The organism is Lysobacter sp. DMC104, from assembly GCF_056313665.1.
This window is the reverse complement of the sequence record NZ_JBQUZW010000005.1, coordinates 148,144-162,953: the sequence shown is the minus strand read 5'-3', so window position 1 is coordinate 162,953 and position 14,810 is coordinate 148,144. Positions and strand designations below refer to the sequence as shown.

Sequence of the window (14,810 nt, the reverse complement as noted above, 5' to 3'; positions counted from 1 at the left end):
GTGCGCCGTCGCCATCCCGCCGGAAGGCGACGCGGCGATGACGAGCGGCATGCTGCGTCGCAGCAGCAACCGTATTCAACGCCGCGCTCCGGGCGGCACGCTATCCTGCCGGGTCACCCGGGGAGGACCGCCCATGCTGCGGATGCAAGAACGCCTGTCATCGCCGTTCCTGATGCTGCTGAGCCTGCCGTCGACGGCGATGGGTTTCGCGCTGGCGGTGCAGATCTCCGCGCTGAGCTGGCTGATGTCGACGAAGTACGGGCTGAAGCTCGACGAGATCGGCATCGTGTGGGCGGCCGGCCCGCTGGCGGGCATCCTCGGCCAGGTCATCATCGGCATCATCAGCGACAACGTGTGGCTGTGGGGCGGGCGGCGGCGGCCCTTCATCCTCGTCGGCGGCGTGCTGACCGCGTTGATGCTGCTGGCGCTGCCTTCCATCGGCGCGATCGGCGCGGCACTGGGGCTGGAGACCATCCTTGGCGTCGCGGTGACGGTGGCGATGGCGCTGGACCTGTCGATCAACCTCGGCTTCAACCCGACCCGCGCGATCATCGCCGACCTCACGCCGGAAGGGCCCAAGCGCACCGCCGGCTACACCTGGATGCAGACCGTCTCCGGCACGTTCGGCGTGCTGGCCTACGCGGTGGGCGCGGTGTGGGGCAACATCGCGCTGATCTATTTCGGCGCCGGCTTGGTGCTGGTGTTCTCGCTGGTGCCGGCGATGCTGGTGGAAGAGCCACGGACGCTGGTACACACCGAGACCGGCACGCCGGCCGAGAAACTCAGCGTCGGCCGCCTGCTGCTGCTGATGCGCCCGCTGTGGGCGTTCGCGGTGTACGCGCCGATCGCGATGGGCCTGAAGCTCGCCGGCGTGCAGAGCCACGGCATGTGGCTGGAAGTCGTGTTCGGCATCGCGACGCTGGCCTTGATCGCGCACGCGCTGGCCGAGAAACAGGTGCTGGACGGCCGCGAGGACATCGCCGGCTTCCGCAAGGTGCTGGCCGCGCACGCGATCAGCTGGTTCGGCATGCAGAGCCTGTTCGTCTACATGATCGGTTTCGTGCAGCAGCGCTTTCCCGAGCTCGACGCCGACGCCACCGGGCGGCTGATGTCCTTCAGTTTCCTGTCGTTGAATGCCGTCGCCGCGCTGGTGCCGGCGCTGGTGCTGAACCCGCTGGCGCGCCGCTTCCGCGAGGTGCGCGTGCACGCCGCCAGCCTGGCGACGATGGCGCTGGGCTTCGGCTTCGTCTATGTCTTCGGCCATGCCACCGCCGCGGTGTATCTCGGCATGGCGGTGATGGGCCTGGGCTGGGGCGCGATCGTCAGCCTGCCGTTCGCGATCTTCTCGCAGAGCGTCTCGCCGGCGCGCATCGGCCTGTACATGGGCGTGTTCAACCTCAGCGTGGTGCTGCCGCAGCTGGCGGTGAGCCTGGGCGTGGGCGCGCTGCTCGCCGGCGTGGAGAACAAGGCGCTGGTGTTCGCCCTCGGCGGCGTCTGCATGCTGGTCTCGGCGCTGGCGTGGCTGGCGGTGAAGCAGGGTGCCCCGCATGCGACCGCGTCGGCCGGTGCCGGCGGCGGGCACTGACCCCGTCGCGCCCGCCGCCCGCGCCGACTACACTGCGGACCAGCCCAAGACGTACGGCACAGCCATGGCCCTCCGCAAGACCAAGGCCACTTCGGTCGACATCGCCCACCGCGCCGGTGTTTCCCAGGCGACCGTTTCGCGCGTGCTGCGCGGCAGTCCGCTGGTCAACGCCGAGACCCGCAAGCGCGTGCTCGACGCCGTCCAGGAACTCAACTACAAGGTCGACCGTCGCGCCTCCAGCCTGCGCACCCAGCGCGCCGGCACGCTCGCGCTGCTGCTGTTCGAGGATCCCACCGAGGACGAGTCGAACATCAACCCGTTCTTCCTGTCGATGCTGGGTTCGATCACCCGCGCCTGCACCCGCCATCACCACGACCTGCTGGTGTCGTTCCAGCAGCTGTCGGACGACTGGCACGCCGATTACGAGGACAGCATGAAGGCCGACGGCCTGATCCTGCTGGGCTACGGCGACTACGTCGACTACCGGCCCAAGCTCGAACGGCTGGTCGAACAGGGCACGCACTTCGTCCGCTGGGGCGCGGTGCTGCCGGACCAGCCGGGCATCTCGATCGGCTGCGACAACGCCGACGGTGGCCGCCTGGTCGGCGAACACCTGCTCGGCCTCGGCCGCCGCAGCATCGCCTTCCTCGGCGACGCCTCGCCGCACTACCCCGAATTCCACGCGCGCTACCGCGGCTGCGAGCAGGTGCTGCGCGCGGCCGGCATCCCCGAGGAACCCGCGCTGCAGGTCGACGCGCTCAGCTCCGAGGAAGAAGGCTACGAAGCGGCGAAGGCGCTGCTCGGCCGCGGCGTGCTGTTCGACGCCATCTTCGCCGCCAGCGACCTCATCGCGATCGGTGCCATCCGCGCCCTGCACGAACACGGCCTGCGCGTGCCCGAGGACGTCGCCGTCGTCGGCTTCGACGACATCGCGATGGCCCGCTTCTGCAACCCGCCGCTGACCACCGTCTACCAGGACACCGCCCGCGCCGGCGAACTGCTGGTCGGCACCCTGCTCAAGCGCATCCACGACCAGCCCGCCGAAAGCGCGATGCTGCCGGCGACGCTGGTGGTGCGCAGGTCGAGCGGCGCCGGCGGCTGAGCCGCGCAGATTTCGATTGCGGGCGCGATGGATGCTGCGCGGAACAACGATGCGCTTTCGGGTCGCGACTCACGTCGCTCCTACAAAAGCAGGCAACCGCGCCGTTGATCTTCGTAGGAGCGACGTGAGTCGCGACCCGGTGCGGCCGGGATTCGCGATGTCGCCATGCAAACGTCACCGGGCGGCCTTGGCAACGAAACGCCGTCGACCTTTCCTGTGGGAGCGACGGAAGTCGCGACTGCTGTTGCGTGGTCGGGTCGCGACTCACGTCGCTCCTGCAGAAAGCCGCGTCGCTCAGTGCGCCTCGGGCTCCCGCACCCGCAGCACCAGCAGGCCGGAGAGGATCATCGAGGCGCCGCCGAGCACGAGGATGCCGGCGGGTGCATCGCCGAAGACGCGCTTGAGCAGGAAGCCCAGCGTCGCCACCGCCACCAGCTGCGGGATGACGATGAAGAAGTTGAAGATGCCCATGTACACGCCCATCTTGCGCGCCGGCACGCTGTCGGAGAGCAGCGCGTAGGGCAGCGACAGGATCGAGGCCCAGGCGAAGCCGACGCCGACCATCGGCAGCATCAGCCAGTTCTCGTTCGGCATGTACGGGATGGCGATCAGGCCGAGGCCGCCCAGCGTCACGTTGAACAGGTGGCTGCGGCGCAGGCCGATGCGGCGGGCCATGAACGGGATCGCGATCGCGGCCAGCGCGGCGAAGCCGTTGTACGCCGAGAACAGCACGCCGACCCAGTTCGCGCCGGTGTTGTATTCGGCCGAGGCGGTGTCGGTGGTGTGGTAGTAGACCGCGGTCACCGTGGAGGTGGTGTAGATCCACATCGCGAACAGCGCGAACCACGAGAAGAACTGCACCAGCGCCAGCCGGCGCATGGTGTCGGGCATCGCGTAGATGTCGGTCATCACCGTCGAGAAGCCGCTCTCGGCCGGCAGCACGTTGAGCAGCAACAGCGCGAGGCCGTAGGCCGCGAGCAGAGCGCCGAGCAGGAACAGTTCCTTCGGCAGCCCCTGCACCGCGACCGCGGCAATCGCGATGGCGCCGACGAAGAACCAGAACGTGCCGAAGCGCGTGCTGCGCGTGCGGTCCAGCGGCGCGCGGTCCAGTGCCGGTGCCTCATCGAAGGCCTGCAGCGCTTCCGGCGGGTATTCGCGGGTGCGCAGCACCGTCCACGCGATCGCGCCGAGCAGCACGCCGGCGCCGGCGTAGAACGCGTAGCGCACGGTGTCGGGCACCTGGCCGGCGTCCGCCGCGTTGGCCACGCCGGCCTTCTCGAACAGCCACGGCAGCATGCTCGCCACCACCGAGCCCACGCCGATGAAGAAGCTCTGCATCGCGTAGCCCTTGGCGCGCTGCGACACCGGCAGCTGGTCGCCGACGAAGGCGCGGAACGGTTCCATCGACACGTTGATCGAGGCGTCCAGCACCCACAGCAGGCCGGCGGCGATCCACAGCGACGGCGAGTTCGGCATCGCCAGCAGCGCCAGCGAGGCGAGGATCGCGCCGACCATGAAGTACGGGCGGCGGCGGCCGAAACGCGTCCAGGTGCTGTCGGAGAGATGGCCGATGATCGGTTGCACGATCAGCCCGGTCAGCGGCGCGGCGATCCACAGGCCGGGCAGCGCGTCCATGTCCGCGCCGAGGGTCTGGAAGATGCGGCTGACGTTGGCGTTCTGCAACGCGAACCCGAACTGGATGCCGAGGAAGCCGAAGCACATGTTCCAGATCTGCCAGAACGACAGCGTCGGCTTCGTGGTCTGCGATGCGGAGGTCATCGGCGGGGGTCCCTGTGCGTGCGCGGCGTGCGGACGCGCATCATCACATGCGCCGATGCGCGCAGGACGTCGCGCTGCAGCGCAGCAATGGCGGGATGCAAACGTATTCAACGGGACGGGCGCGGCGAATGTGATCGCGGCGCCCGCCCGTCTGCCATCGCCGTGGCGCTACATCGCCTTCGCCGCGTAGTGCTTGGCGATGAATTCCTCGTGGGTCGGCATCACCCGCGTGCAGTTCGCGATCACGCCGCGGATGCCTTCCATGTACTCGATGATCTTCTCTTCCGGATACACGTCGACCATCGCGTGGTAGCTGCGCGGCACGAGGCGCTGGCCATACAGCACCTGCATCCAGCTGGGCTCGGCGAACAGCTCGTTGCAGTCGCGGAAGATCCGGCCGCAGCTGCGGAACAGCTCCAGCTTGCGGGTCAGCGACTCCGGCACGTCCATCGTGCGGCAGTAGGTCCAGAACGGCGTGTCGTCGCGCTCGGTGGCGTGGTAGTGCGCGATCAGGAAATCGCGGATCTTCTCGAATTCGAATTCGGAGTGCAGGTTGAATTCGTCGATGTCGGTCTGGTCGAAGCCGGCGTGCGGGAAGAACGCGGTCAGCCGCGCGATGCTCGACTGGATCAGGTGGATGCTGGTCGATTCCAGCGGCTCCATGAAGCCGCTCGCCAGGCCCACCGCAACGACATTCTTGTTCCAGAACTTCTTGCGCTTGCCGGTGAGGAAACGCAGCACGCGCGGCTCGGCCAGCGCCGGGCCTTCGAGGTTGGCCATCAGCGTCGCGGTGGCCTCGTCCTCGCTGATGAATTGGCTGCTGAAGACGTGGCCGTTGCCGACGCGGTGTTGCAGCGGGATGCGCCACTGCCAGCCGGCTTCGCGTGCGGTCGATCGCGTGTACGGCGTGAGCGGCGTGGTGCGTTCGCAGGGCACGGCCACGGCGCGATCGCAGGGCAGCCAGTGGCTCCAGTCGTCGTAGCCGGTCTTCAATGTTTGCTCGATCAGCAGCCCGCGGAAGCCCGAGCAGTCGACGAACAGCTGGCCCGGGATGCGCTCGCCGTTGTCCAGCGTGATCGCGTTGATGAAGCCGCTCTCGGGATTCTGCTCGACACCGATCACCTTGCCCTCGGTGCGCACCACGCCGCGCGCCTCGGCGTAGCGGCGCAGGAAGCGCGCGTAGAGGCTGGCGTCGAAGTGGTAGGCGTAGGCAATGTCCGCCAGCGGCGAGTTCGGGCGGTCGGTCACCGGCGGCATGAAACGGTTGTGCCGGCAGGCGAAGGTGTTGATCGAGTAGTCGTCCAGCGGCGCGGCCTTGCCGGCCCGGCGCATCTTCAGCCAGTACTGGTAGAACGGCACCAACCCGAGGTCCTGGCCGATCTTGCCGAAGCCGTGGATGTAGCTGTCGCCGACCCGGCCCCAGTTCACGAACTCGATGCCGAGCTTGAACGAGCCCATGGTCTCGCGGATGAAGTCGCCCTCGTCCAGGTCCAGCGCGGTGTTGTAGAGCTTGATCATCGGGATCGTCGCCTCGCCCACCCCGACGATGCCGATCTCGTCGGATTCCACGAGCCGGATCGAATACGATGGGTTCAGCACCTTCGCCAGCGCCGCCGCGGTCATCCACCCGGCGGTGCCGCCGCCGACGATCACGATCTGGTTGACGCGGTGCGGCGAAGAACTGTCGGGCGTGGTGTTCATGCGGCGGAGGCTCGTTGGGATGCGCAATCAGTATGCGATGCACGGCAATCCCGGTCATCCCGCGGTGCAACGGCCACGACACCCGCGCACTGCATACGTATTCAGGGCGCTTGTAACGATTCTCGCGTGCATCCCGGCCATCGCGGCCGCGTCCGCGCGCGCGGACGCCGGCCTGCGCGCCGCCTGCGATGCGCCCGCCGCCGCGACCGTGTTGCACGCGCAGGCCGGGCTCGCTGTCGACGCCCGCGCCTACTGGTTGGATCGCCATCTGATCCAGTGGCCTGGCGCGCCGGTGACGGGTCGCTTCCGGTTGTATCGATCGGCGACCGCCGCGTTGCGCGCGGTGCCTGGCCAGGTCGTCGCCGGTGCCGACGGCCATGTCGATCTGGCGCCGGCAAAGGTCGAGATGACCGCCGCGCTGGCCGAGCGCTTCCGCTTCGTCGGCGACGGTCCGCGGCTGGTGTTCGGCGATGCCGTCGACGTCGGTGCGCTGTTGCGCGACCAACTGCTGCTGGTGCGCGAGGATGACGCGGGCCGCGTGCTCGACGCCACCGCGGTGCAGATGCCCGGCGCGCTGGATGACCTGTACGCCGCGGCCGACGACGTCGCGCTGGGCGCGTTCCGCACCGTGCCGCCGCCGGGCGCGGAAGATTTCGCCACCCGTTTCGCGCTGTGGGCGCCGACCGCGCGCAGCGTCGCCGTGTGCGTCTACGCAGACCGTGGTGCGACCCGCGCGCTGCCCGCGCATCGCGACGACGTTACCGGCACGTGGACGCTGGACCTGCCGGGCACGCTGCACGGCACGCGTTACGCGTATCTCGTCGACGTGTTCGCGCCGGGCACGGGCATCGTGCGCAATCGCGTGACCGATCCGTATTCCGCCGCGCTCACCGTCGATTCGGCGCGCAGCGTGGTGCTCGATCCCGACGCGCCCGACACGAAGCCGACCGGCTGGGACGCTGCGCCGCGGCCCGCGCCGACGGCGGACAGCGTCGACATGGTCGTGTACGAACTGCACGTGCGCGATTTCTCGCGCGACGATGCTGGCGTGCGCGCGCCGTGGCGCGGCAAGTACCTCGCCTTCACCGAAAGGGATTCCGCCGGCATGCGCCATCTGCGCGCGCTGCAGGCCGCCGGTCTCACCGACGTGCACCTGCTGCCGGTGTACGACTTCGCGTCGGTGCCCGAGCGCGGCTGCCTCGTGCCACAGGTGCCGAAGGGCGCGCCCGATGGCGAGGCGCAGCAGGCCGCCGTCGCGAAGACCGCGGCGACCGATTGCTTCAACTGGGGCTACGATCCGTGGCACTACGGCACGCCGGAAGGCAGCTACGCGGTGCAGCCCGACGGCGCGGCGCGCGTCCGCGAGTTCCGCGCGATGGTGCAGGCGCTGCATGACGCCGGCCTGCGCGTCGGCATGGACGTCGTCTACAACCACACCTTCGCCGCGGGCCAGGACCCGAAGTCGGTACTCGACCGCATCGTGCCCGGCTACTACCACCGGCTGGACGCGGCCGGGAAGATCGCGCGCTCGACGTGCTGCGAGAACACCGCGACCGAGCACCGGATGATGGCGAAGCTGATGATCGACACCGCGGCGCGCTGGGTGCGCGACTACCGCATCGATTCGTTCCGCTTCGACCTGATGGGCCACCAGCCGCGCGCGGCAATGGAACGGTTGCAGCACGCGGTCGACGCCGCCGCGGGCCGGCACGTGCCGCTGATCGGCGAAGGCTGGAACTTCGGCGAGGTCGCCGACGGCGCGCGCTTCGTGCAGGCGTCGCAGCGTTCGCTCGCCGGCAGCGGCATCGGCAGCTTCAGCGACCGCGCCCGCGATGCGCTGCGTGGCGGTGGCTGCTGCGACGGCGGCGCGGCGCTGGTCGACGCCAAGGGCTGGCTCAACGGCCTCGCCGACGGCGGCGACGACGCGGCGGCGAAGCGCGCCGCCGACCTCGTGCGCGTGGGCCTGGGCGGCACGCTCGCGGGCATGCGCATGACGACGGCGGACGGACGCACGCAGCCGTTCTCGGCGATCGACTACGCCGGCCAGCCCGCGGGCTACGCCGCGGCGCCGGGCGAGGCGGTGAACTACGTCGAGAACCACGACAACATGACGCTGTTCGACCTCGGCGCGATGCGGCTGCCGCGCGACACCTCGCGCGAGGACCGCGCCCGCGTGCAGCTGCTCGGTGCCGCGTCCGTGGCGCTGGCGCAGGGCGTGGCCTACTACCACGCCGGCATCGACGTGCTGCGCTCGAAGTCGCTCGACAAGAACAGTTTCGATTCCGGTGATGCGTTCAATCGCCTCGACTGGACGCTGGCCGACAACGGCTTCGGCGCTGGATTGCCGAAGCAGGCCGACAACGGCGGCGACTGGCCGTGGATGCGGCCGGTGCTGGCCGACGCGCGGATCAAGCCCGCGCCCGCGGACATCGCGTGGATGGCCGGCGCCTTCCGCGACCTGCTGCGCATCCGCGCGAGTTCGTCGCTGTTCCGCCTGCGCACCGCGGACGACGTGGCGCGGCGGCTCACGTTCCCGAGCAGTGGCGCGGAACAGGATCCGCGCGTCGTGGTCGCGCATCTCGACGGTGCCGGGCTCGATGGCGCACGTTTCCGCGAGGTGCTGTACTTCCTCAACGCGTCCGCCGATGCGCGGACGCTGTCGCTGCCGGCGCAGGCCGGCAAGGCATGGACGCTGCATCCGGTGCAGCGCGATCCGCAGGCCGCCGATGCCCGCGCCCGCGACGCGCGGGTCGAGACCGCCACCGGCACCTTTTCCATCCCGCCACGCAGCGTCGTGGTCTATGTCGTCGAATGACGTCCGAGGTTCGTTCGCCATGCGCCAACCACTCATGCCTTCCCGTTTCGCGCTCGCGTTGCTCGCGTTCGCCGCCGCGGGTGCCGCGCAGGCGGCCACCGTCGCCGAGGTCGCGTCGCCCGACGGCCGCACCCGGGTCGAAATCGACGTCAGCGGCGAAGGCCGCCTCGCCTATCGCGTCGCGCGCGACGGCAAGCCGCTGATCGGCGATTCGCGGCTCGGCTTCCTGCTGCGCAACGGCCGCCAGTTCCTTCGCGGGCTCGAACTGCATGACAAGGCCACGCGCAGCGCGGACGACACCTGGGAGCAGCCGTGGGGCGAGCGCCGCTTCGTGCGCGACCACTACAACGAACTGCGCGCACAGTTCATCGAGCGTGACCACGACCATCGCCGCCTCGACGTGGTGTTCCGCGTGTTCGACGACGGTGTCGGCTTCCGCTACGAATTCCCGAAGCAGCGGGCGCTGGACGAGGTGCAGATCGCCGAGGAACTGACCGAGTTCGCGATCGCGCGTCCCGCGACCGCATGGTGGATTCCGGCGTACGAGTGGAACCGCGAGGAATACCTCTACCAGCGCACGCCGCTGGCCGAGGTCGGCACCGCGCAGACGCCGATCACGCTGCGCACCGACGATGGCACCCACGTGACGCTGCACGAGGCCGCGCTGGTCGACTACGCCGGCATGAATCTGATGCGCGGGGACGGCGGCGTGCTGCGCGCGTCGCTCACGCCCGGCAGTCCGGCGAAGGTGGTGCGGCGCGCGCCGTTCACCACGCCGTGGCGCACGATCCAGATCGCCGACCGCGCCGGCGGGCTGGTCGAGTCGAACCTCATCCTCAACCTCAACGAGCCGAACAAGCTCGGCGACGTCAGCTGGTTCAAGCCGTCGAAGTACGTCGGCGTGTGGTGGGCGATGCACCTCGACCAGCAGAGCTGGGCCACCGGGCCGAAGCACGGCGCGACGACCGCGAACACGCGGCGCTACATCGACTTCGCAGCGCAGAACGGCTTCCGCGGCGTGCTGGTGGAAGGCTGGAACACCGGCTGGGACGGCGACTGGTTCGCGAACGGCTGGCAGTTCGATTTCCGCAAGCCCACCGCCGACTACGACCTGTCCGGGCTCGCCGCCTACGCGAAGGCGAAGGGCGTGCACCTGATCGGCCATCACGAGACGGCCTGCGCGGTGAGCCACTACGAGCGGCAGATGGACGAGGCGTTCGCATTGTTCGAAAAGCTCGGCATCGACAGCGTGAAGACCGGTTATGTCTGCGACGCGGGACAGATCGAACGCCAGGACGTCGAAGGCGGCCCGGTACTCCGCGAGTGGCACGAAAGCCAGTTCATGAGCAACCACCACCTGCGCGTGCTGCTGGCGGCGGCGAAGCATCACATCGCAATCGACGCGCACGAACCGATCAAGGACACCGGCCTGCGCCGCACCTATCCGAACTGGGTGTCGCGCGAAGGCGCGCGCGGCCAGGAATTCAACGCCTGGGGCAATCCGCCGAATCCGCCGGAGCACGAGACCAACCTCGTCTTCACGCGCATGCTTGCCGGCCCGATGGACTACACGCCCGGCGTGCTGAGCCTGGAAGGCCGCAACCAGCCGATCCGCAGCACGATCGCGCGCCAGCTCGCCGACTACGTCGTGCTCTACAGCCCGATCCACATGGCCGCGGACCTGCCCGAGCACTACGCGCAGCACATGGACGCGTTCCGCTTCATCCGCGACGTGCCGGTCGACTGGCAGGAGACGCGCGCCGTCAACGGCGAGGTCGGCGACTACGTGACGCTGGTGCGCAAGGACCGCAACAGCCAGGACTGGTATCTCGGCAGCGTCACCGACGAGCACGCGCGCACGCTGCAGGTGCCGCTGGATTTCCTCGATGCCGGCAAGCGCTACGAGGCGCAGATCTACCGCGATGGCGACGATGCCGACGACACCGACCACCGCTTCTCGTTCGTGCGCGAAACCCGCATCGTCACCCGCGCCGATACGCTGACGCTGCGGCTGGCGCAAGTCGGCGGCGCGGCGATCCGCTTCGTGCCGAAACGCTGAGGTCGTTCGCATGTTCAACCCGCATCCGCGCATCGAGACCGTGTCCATAGGCGGTCGCCACGTCTGCTGCGTGATCGACGATGCGCTGCTCGATCCCGACGCGCTGGTCGCCTACGCGGTCGCGCAGCGCGGTGCCTTCGTCGAAACCGGGCACAACGCGTATCCGGGACCGGAGCTGCGCATGCCGGAGGCCTTTTCCGCGCAGCTCGACGCGTTCTTTTCCGCACACGTGCGTCGCCATCTCGATGCGCGCCGCACCGAGCGCATGTACAGCCGGCTGGCGCTCACCGCGACGCCGGCGGAACGGCTGTCGCCGGCACAGTCGATCTGCCACGTCGACCGCCTCAGCGTCGACCCGAGCCAGTGCGTGGTCGCGGGCGTGCTGTACCTGTTCCACGATCCGCGCCTCGGCGGCACCAGCTTCTACGCGCCGAAGCGGCCGCCCGAGGAGATCGTGCCGCTCGTGCTCGAATCCTCGCAGCTCGACGCCGCGGCGTTCGAGGCGAAGTACGGCCTGCGCACCGGCTACATGACCGCGTCGAACGCATGGTTCGACAAGGTCGCGAGCGTCCCCGCGCGCTGGAACCGGCTGATCTTCTACACCGGCACGATCTTCCACAGCGGCGAGATCGCGCATCCCGAGCTGCTGACCGACGACCCGCGCACTGGGAGGCTCACGCTCAACGGGTTCTTCACCTGCCGCCGGAGCGTCGCCGCATGAAATCTGCCGCCCGCGTCCTGCTGTGCGCATTCGGGCTGTTTGCCGGCGTCGCGCCGGCGGAGGAACCGACGACGGCCTCGACGCGCATCGATACGTTCCGGATCGGCGCGCCCGGCATCGATCCCGACGGCCTGCGCGTGCGCGTGTTCCTGCCGCCGGGCTACGACGCGAACGCGCAGCTTGGGTATCCGGTGCTCTACGTCGACGACGGACAGGATGCGGACGCCCTCGCGCTGCAGCCGTGGCTCGACGCGCTGACGATCAGCGGCGAGATCCGGCCGGTGATCGCGGTGGCGATCGACATGCCGCACGATCGGCTTGGTGCCTACGGCTTTTCCGATCGCGCGTCGGGACGCAGCGTCATCGCGGACACGCGTGCCGGCGCGGTCGGCGCGAACGCGCATGCGTACGCGGAATGGCTCGCACACGCGCTGGTGCCCGCGATCGACGCGCGCTACCGCACACAGCCGCGCGCCGATGCGCGCGCGCTGCTCGGCTGGTCGCTGGGCGGCGCGCAGGCGTTGAACAGCGGCTGGCAGTATCCCGAAACGTTCGGTCGCATCGGTGCGTTCTCGCCGTCGCTGTGGCTGGCGACCGATCGCCGCGATGCCGATGCCGTGCAGCGCACGCGCATCGCGCAAGGCATGATCGCGAACGGCAGCTACCATCCCGGGCTGCATGCGTTCCTCGCCGTCGGTGACGCCGAGGAAACCGACGACCGCGACGGCGACGGCGTCATCGACGTGGTCGACGACGCGCGCGATCTGGTCGACGGCTGGCGCGTCGCGGGCGAAGACGCGCCGCGGATGAAGGGTCTGCACCAGCTCGGGCATTCCATCAACGTCGACCATGCCGCGTCGACGACGCGCGCCGACGTCGCGCTGTACGTGTTGCCTGGCGGCGAGCATCGCCAGCCGAGCTGGTCGCGGATGTTGCCGGTGTTCCTGCGCTGGGCGTATGCCGTGCACGCGCCGCCGCTGCAGGCGACGGGCCGTGTCGAGTCGTGGCACGCCGTGCCGTCGCGCTTCGTCGCCGCGCGCGACGTCGACGTCTGGCTGCCGCCGTCGTACGGCCGCAATCCGGACAAGCGCTATCCCGTCGTCTACATGCACGACGGCCAGAACCTGTTCGATCCGTCGCTGGTGTTCAACGGCACCGACTGGGACATCGACGGCACGATGACGCGGCTGATCGATGCTGGCGCGATCCGCGAGGCGATCGTCGTCGGCGTGTGGAACTCGCCGCAGCGTTTCCTCGAATACATGCCGCAGGCGCCGGTGCGCACGCCGACGATCGCCAGCGGCATCGACGGCGTGCCGCCGTTCGATGCGAGCGGCCTGCAGTCGGATGCTTACCAGCGTTTCCTCGTCGAGGATCTGAAACCCTTCATCGACGCGCAGTACCGCACGTTGCCCGGTCGCGACGACACGTCGGTGATGGGATCGAGCATGGGCGGCCTGATCTCGCTGTACGCCATCGCGCGCAGGCCGGACGTGTTCGGCCGCGCCGCCGCGGTGTCGACGCACTGGCCCGCCTGCAATGGCTGCACGATCGACTGGTTCGCCGCGCACTTGCCCGACCGCCGCACGCACCGCATTTACTTCGACCACGGCACCGCCACCCTCGACGCCGGCTACGCGCCGTACCAGCAGCGCATGGACGCCGCCCTGCGCCGCGCCGGCTGGCGCGAGGGTCGCGACTTCGTCAGCCGCACGTTCGACGGGGCGGAGCACAGCGAAGTCGCGTGGCGGGCGCGGGCGGAGGTGCCGTTGGGGTTCCTGCTGGGCGGCGGCGTGCCGTGAGGCCGTGCCGGGCGTCTCTTCTCAGGGTTCCAGCAGCAACGCGTAACGGAAGCCGGTGTTGACCACTTCCCCGCCCTTGCGCGAGACGTAGCTGCCGTCGGGCAGGCCGACGATGGCGCGCTGCCCGGGGGTTTCGCCGACCAATTCCGTGACCTTCACGAAGGCGCTGCGCTTGGTCGTCACCGTCTGCAGCGGGGTCGGCAGGGTGCCGCCGGTCAGGGCCTGCACGAGCGCATGCGATTCGCCCAGCACCTGGTCCAGCGCGGTGCGCATGCCGGTGCACTCCGACGCGGACAGCAGGGACGCGCGGCGCGTGGCTTCGCTCAGCGGCGTCCACTTGTCGCGGTTGGCTTCCTTGAGTGCCCGCTTGTGCTGCGCGATGAGCTCCCCGACGCGGCGGCGCTCGGGCTGGTTCGCGTTGGTGACGCCTTCCTGGTTGAGCTTGCGGATGACGGGGCCGAGGTTCAGTGCCTCGTAGCGTGCATTTTCGTCGGCCACCATCTGGTCGATGTCGGCCTGGGTCTTCGGCGGCAGCGTCACCCGGTCGCTGACCGCGATCAGGGTGTTGCGCCAGCCGGGCTTGCGCTCGGCGCGACCGTCGTCGGTGCCGGCCGGGTAGGCATCGGCATCGATGCTCGCGACCAGTGCCGAGAAATCCGTCGCCAGGCTGACGCTGGCGAGAACCTCGTATCGCGGCGTGCGCTTGCCGACGATGTCCGCGATGCTCTGGTCCGGCTTCAGCATGTGCACCTGGATCTGCGCCTGCGGCCACGCGGCCTGCAGGTCCGCGGTGAGCTGCGTGGCCAGGCGTTCGCCGTAGACAAGGTCGCAGCCCGCGGCGGGAATGCCCGCGAACGCCTGACGCGCGAAGCCTTCCGCCTCCGCCCGCATCGCCGCATTGGCGATCACGCTGCCGAGGGCACCACCCAGCGCGTTCACGCCGATGGTCTGGCCCACCGACATTCCCGGGTAGACGCCGGTGTAGGCAGGCCCGGCGATGCTGACGTACTGGAACGCGACCTGTGGACGGATCCGCTCGGGCACGATGCCGATGTGGATCGGCAGTGCGCCGGCTTCGGCAGCGCGTGCGGGCGTGTAGCCCGCCGCGTCCGGCGCCGCCGCGTGCGAGGTGGCGGAGGACAGGGTGATGACGAATGCGGCGACCGCGATGGCGATGCGATGGAGCGACATGGTCTTCTCTGATGGTGGCTCTGGAGGGTGAAGCGGTCCGTCCGCGGGTCGCGGT

The 14,810-nt window shown here is 69.5% G+C and carries 9 protein-coding genes; 6 read left to right on the top strand and 3 right to left on the bottom strand.

Going from position 1 to position 14,810, the window contains the following annotated elements; translation table 11 throughout:
- Positions 1 to 133 precede the first annotated feature (133 nt).
- Positions 134 to 1,585, top strand: coding sequence for an MFS transporter (locus ACT53R_RS08810; protein WP_476171488.1), 1,452 nt, complete (start codon positions 134 to 136; stop codon positions 1,583 to 1,585).
- A gap of 64 nt (positions 1,586 to 1,649) precedes the next feature.
- The gene (locus tag ACT53R_RS08805) at positions 1,650 to 2,687 is read left to right on the top strand and encodes a LacI family DNA-binding transcriptional regulator (protein ID WP_476171487.1); all 1,038 of its coding nucleotides are present in this window, start codon (positions 1,650 to 1,652) and stop codon (positions 2,685 to 2,687) included.
- 294 nt (positions 2,688 to 2,981) lie between these two features.
- Here ACT53R_RS08805 and ACT53R_RS08800 read toward each other — a convergent pair whose 3' ends face one another.
- Positions 2,982 to 4,466, bottom strand: a complete 1,485-nt coding sequence (locus tag ACT53R_RS08800) for an MFS transporter (RefSeq protein WP_476171486.1) — start codon at positions 4,464 to 4,466, stop codon at positions 2,982 to 2,984.
- Positions 4,467 to 4,634: 168 nt separating this feature from the next.
- On the bottom strand, positions 4,635 to 6,167 hold the full coding sequence (locus ACT53R_RS08795) for a tryptophan halogenase family protein (RefSeq protein WP_476171485.1): 1,533 nt from the start codon (positions 6,165 to 6,167) through the stop codon (positions 4,635 to 4,637).
- A 19-nt stretch (positions 6,168 to 6,186) separates the two neighbouring features.
- Between ACT53R_RS08795 and ACT53R_RS08790 the strand changes: the two genes are divergently transcribed.
- Genes ACT53R_RS08790 through ACT53R_RS08775 form a run of 4 tightly spaced genes read left to right on the top strand, consistent with a single transcriptional unit; the run spans position 6,187 to position 13,564 of the window.
- Positions 6,187 to 8,982 carry an alpha-1,6-glucosidase domain-containing protein gene (locus ACT53R_RS08790; protein WP_476171484.1) on the top strand — a complete coding sequence of 932 codons (2,796 nt, stop codon included), beginning with the start codon at positions 6,187 to 6,189 and terminating at the stop codon, positions 8,980 to 8,982.
- Positions 8,983 to 9,001: 19 nt separating this feature from the next.
- On the top strand, positions 9,002 to 11,041 hold the full coding sequence (locus ACT53R_RS08785; RefSeq protein ID WP_476171483.1) for a glycoside hydrolase family 97 protein: 2,040 nt from the start codon (positions 9,002 to 9,004) through the stop codon (positions 11,039 to 11,041).
- A gap of 10 nt (positions 11,042 to 11,051) precedes the next feature.
- The gene (locus tag ACT53R_RS08780; RefSeq protein ID WP_476171482.1) at positions 11,052 to 11,762 is read left to right on the top strand and encodes a DUF6445 family protein; all 711 of its coding nucleotides are present in this window, start codon (positions 11,052 to 11,054) and stop codon (positions 11,760 to 11,762) included.
- Positions 11,759 to 13,564: an alpha/beta hydrolase-fold protein gene (locus tag ACT53R_RS08775; RefSeq protein ID WP_476171481.1), complete on the top strand. Its 1,806-nt coding sequence runs from the start codon at positions 11,759 to 11,761 to the stop codon at positions 13,562 to 13,564. Before ACT53R_RS08780 ends, ACT53R_RS08775 begins: the two co-directional genes overlap by 4 nt.
- Before the next feature lie 21 nt (positions 13,565 to 13,585).
- On the opposite strand, the gene ACT53R_RS08770 is transcribed toward ACT53R_RS08775, so the two are convergent.
- Positions 13,586 to 14,755, bottom strand: coding sequence for a hypothetical protein (locus tag ACT53R_RS08770; protein ID WP_476171480.1), 1,170 nt, complete (start codon positions 14,753 to 14,755; stop codon positions 13,586 to 13,588).
- Positions 14,756 to 14,810: the final 55 nt, after the last annotated feature.